Source organism: Stenotrophomonas sp. HMWF003 (genome assembly GCF_003061285.1).
GTDB classification, from domain to species: Bacteria; Pseudomonadota; Gammaproteobacteria; order Xanthomonadales; family Xanthomonadaceae; genus Stenotrophomonas; species Stenotrophomonas maltophilia_AP.
In genome coordinates this window covers 11,724-15,008 of sequence record NZ_QAIW01000247.1, presented here as the reverse complement: position 1 = coordinate 15,008, position 3,285 = coordinate 11,724, and the positions used below count along the sequence as shown (strand labels likewise).

The window sequence follows — 3,285 nt, the reverse complement described above, 5'->3', positions numbered from 1 at the left end:
GCACTGGGTAGAGCGGGCCGATCCCGGCGCGTTCGATGCCGTGGTGCTGGCCGTGGCCCACGACGAGTTCCGTGCGTTCGACGCGGCCACCATCCGCGCGCTGCTCACCCCCGACGGGGTGGTGTACGACGTCAAATCGGTCTGGCCACGGGACGTTGTCGACGACCGGTTGTAGACTCGAATGCGTTATTGATCGAGGAAAGCCATGCATCGTTACCTGGTCTACGTGCTCGCCATCCTGTTGTTGCCGGTCTGCCTGTGGCTGGCCACGATATGGCCGGCCTGGTATTGGGGCGTCGGCGGCACCCTCGCGCTGGTGGTGCTCGGCACCTGGGACCTGTTGCAGAAGCGCAGCACGCTGCGCCGCAACTACCCGGTGATGGCGCATTTCCGCTACGGGCTGGAGTCGATCGGCCCGGAAATCCGCCAGTATTTCGTGCAGAGCGACCTGGAGGACGTGCCGTTCTCGCGGCAGCAGCGCGCGCTGATCTACCAGCGCTCCAAGAACGAAATGGACGTGGTGCCGTTCGGCACGCTGCGCAGCACCTATGCGGTGGACTACGAGTGGATCAACCACTCGCTGGCGCCCACCGAGATCGCGCACAGCGATTTCCGCGTGCTGATCGGCCCCAATTGCGCCAAGCCGTATTCGGCCAGCGTGTTCAACATCTCGGCGATGAGCTTCGGCTCGCTGTCGGCCAACGCGATCCGCGCCCTCAACGAAGGCGCGCGCCGCGGCAGTTTCTACCACGACACCGGCGAAGGTTCGATCTCGCCCTATCACCGCGAGATGGGGGGCGACCTGGTGTGGGAGATCGGGTCGGGCTACTTCGGCTGCCGCGATGACGCGGGTGGTTTCAGCGAAGAGAAGTTCGTGGCCAATGCCAACACCGATCAGGTGAAGATGATCGAGATCAAGCTGTCCCAGGGCGCCAAGCCCGGCCATGGCGGCGTGCTGCCGGCGGCCAAGGTCAGCGCGGAAATCTCGGTCACCCGGGGCGTGCCGATGGGCGTGGATTGCGTGTCGCCGTCCAAGCATTCGGCGTTCAGCACGCCGGTGGAGCTGCTGCAGTTCGTGGCGCGCCTGCGCGAGCTGAGCGGTGGCAAGCCGGTCGGGTTCAAGCTGGCCATCGGCCATCCGTGGGAGTGGTTCGGCATCGCCAAGGCGATGCACGAGACCCAGCTGCTGCCGGACTTCATCGTGGTCGACGGTGCCGAAGGCGGCACCGGCGCGGCGCCCGCCGAGTTCATCGACCACGTCGGCGTGCCGATGCACGAAGCACTGCTGCTGGTCCACAACACGCTGGTGGGCCTGGACCTGCGCGACCGGATCAAGGTGGGCGCGGCCGGCAAGGTCACCAGCGCGTTCGAGATCGCACGCACCATCGCGCTGGGGGCGGACTGGTGCAATGCCGGGCGCGGCTTCATGTTCGCGCTGGGCTGCATCCAGTCGCTGAGCTGCCACAGCGACAAATGTCCCACCGGTATCGCCACCCAGGACCCGCACCGCTGGCGCCACCTGGATGCCGCCGACAAGGCCACCCGCGTGCACAGTTACCACGACAACACCGTGCGCGCGCTGCGCGACCTGCTGTGCGCAGCCGGTTTGAACCACCCGTCCGAACTGGGTCCCGAGCACATCCTGCGCCGGGTATCGCCGGTGGAGATCCGCTCGCTGGCGTCCTTGTACCGCTACCTGGCGCCGGGTGAACTGCTGCGGCAGGTGCCCGACCATGCGGTGTTCCATGATTACTGGAGCGATGCGCGCAGCGATTCGTTCCAGCCGCCGGCGCGGATCCAGGCGCTGCGCACGAGCAAGTCGCGGTGATGGCCGGAACCGTCGGCGAGGGCGAGGCTGCCGGCCAGCGCCCGTCGCTACGGGTAGGGACGGCCGAAGAGGCCGAGCGGCTGTGGGCGCTGCGCACCCGCTGCGTGCGTGAGCTGTGCAGTGCGGCCTATCCGCCGGAGGTGATCGCGCCGTGGGCCGCCTCGCCGCCGCCGGCGCAGTACCGTGGCCTGATCGGGCAGGGCGGGTGCGTGGTTGCCGAAGACGGGGCAGGGCAGCTGCTGGGGTACGGCATCTTCGATGCAGCAGGCAATGAAATCGATGCGTTGTTCGTCGACCCCGACTGTGGCGGGCGTGGCATCGGCCAGGTGCTGATGCAGGCTCTGCAGGCCCTGGCCGACCCGGCGCGTCCGCTGGTGCTGTCGGCCTCGCTCAACGCGGTCCCGTTCTACCAGCGCTGCGGTTTCCGGGCGCTGCGCGAGGAAAGCTACCCGCATCCCAGCGGTATCGCGCTCGCCTCGGTGCGCATGCAGCGCCCCTGACCCGGGCTGGCCGCTGGGGGCGCGGTGCAGGGTAGTGCCGGCCGCTGGCCGGCTCCCCGTGATGCCCAAAGCAGAAGGTAGTGCCGGCCGCTGGCCGGCTCCCCGGGATGCCCGAAGCACAAGGTAGTGCCGGCCGCTGGCCGGCTCCCCGGGATGCCTGAAGCACAAGGTAGTGCCGGCCGCTGGCCGGCTCCCCGGGATGCCTGAAGATATGCCTGGAGCCGGCCAGCGGCCGGCACTACCGGGGCGTGTCGGGTGTGCATGGAGCCGGCCAGCGGTCGGCACCACCGGGTTCGGCGCGGCCCGCTTACCGGGCCTGCAGGTACGCGATGACGCCACGACCGGCGCGCAGCCCGCTGGCAAAGCAGGCGGTCAGCAGGTAGCCGCCGGTGGGTGCTTCCCAGTCCAGCATCTCGCCGGCGCAGAACGTGCCCGGCAGGTCGCGCAGCATCAGCTGCGCGTCCAGCGCCTCCAGGCGGACGCCGCCGGCGGTGCTGATCACTTCGGCGATGGGGCGCGGGCGCAGCAGCGACAGCGGCAGCCGCTTCAGCGCGGCGGCGATGCGTTCGGCAGGCAATTGGCCGGCGTCCTTGCCCAGTACTTCAAACAGCAGCGCCGACTTGACTCCGCCCAGGCCCAGCTGGCGGCGCAGGTGTTCACCGAAGCTGCGGCCCTGGCGGGGGCGCTGCAGCTTGTCCAGCAGCTGCGCCTCGGTCTGGCCGGGCAGCAGGTCCAGATGCAGCGTCACCGCGCCATCGCGGGCAAGGGTGTCGCGCAGGTCGGCGGCCATCGCATAGACCAGGCTGCCTTCGATGCCGTCGGCGCTGATCACGCACTCGCCCTGCAGCGTGCGCGGCTGTCCATCCAGCCCGACCCAGTGGGCCACCAGCGGCTTCAACGGTGCACCGGCCTGGCGCTCGCGGAAGTACGCGGTCCAGTCGACGTCGAACCCGCAGT

Annotated in this window: 3 protein-coding genes and 1 pseudogene; 3 read left to right on the top strand and 1 reads right to left on the bottom strand. The window is 69.3% G+C overall.

Annotated features, from left to right (window positions below; genetic code table 11):
• From DBR34_RS22610 to DBR34_RS10155, 3 genes and pseudogenes are all read left to right on the top strand, one after another.
• Positions 1 to 175, top strand: a pseudogene (locus tag DBR34_RS22610) (nucleotide sugar dehydrogenase); the annotation flags it as partial.
• Between the two features lie 30 nt (positions 176 to 205).
• Complete coding sequence (locus DBR34_RS10160; RefSeq protein WP_038689193.1) at positions 206 to 1,828, top strand: FMN-binding glutamate synthase family protein; 1,623 nt, start codon at positions 206 to 208, stop codon at positions 1,826 to 1,828.
• Positions 1,828 to 2,328: a GNAT family N-acetyltransferase gene (locus tag DBR34_RS10155; protein WP_128096699.1), complete on the top strand. Its 501-nt coding sequence runs from the start codon at positions 1,828 to 1,830 to the stop codon at positions 2,326 to 2,328. Before DBR34_RS10160 ends, DBR34_RS10155 begins: the two co-directional genes overlap by 1 nt.
• Positions 2,329 to 2,635: 307 nt before the next feature.
• Here DBR34_RS10155 and DBR34_RS22605 read toward each other — a convergent pair.
• A partial coding sequence (locus DBR34_RS22605) for a TIGR03862 family flavoprotein (RefSeq protein WP_258223801.1) occupies positions 2,636 to 3,285 on the bottom strand: 650 nt, incomplete at its 5' end.

What these genes read in the sequence shown, in the direction of transcription:
- DBR34_RS10160 (WP_038689193.1), top strand. Translation starts at nt 206, where the DNA reads ATGCATCGTTACCTGGTCTACGTGCTCGCCATCCTGTTGTTGCCGGTC.
- DBR34_RS10155 (WP_128096699.1), top strand. Translation starts at nt 1,828, where the DNA reads ATGGCCGGAACCGTCGGCGAGGGCGAGGCTGCCGGCCAGCGCCCGTCG.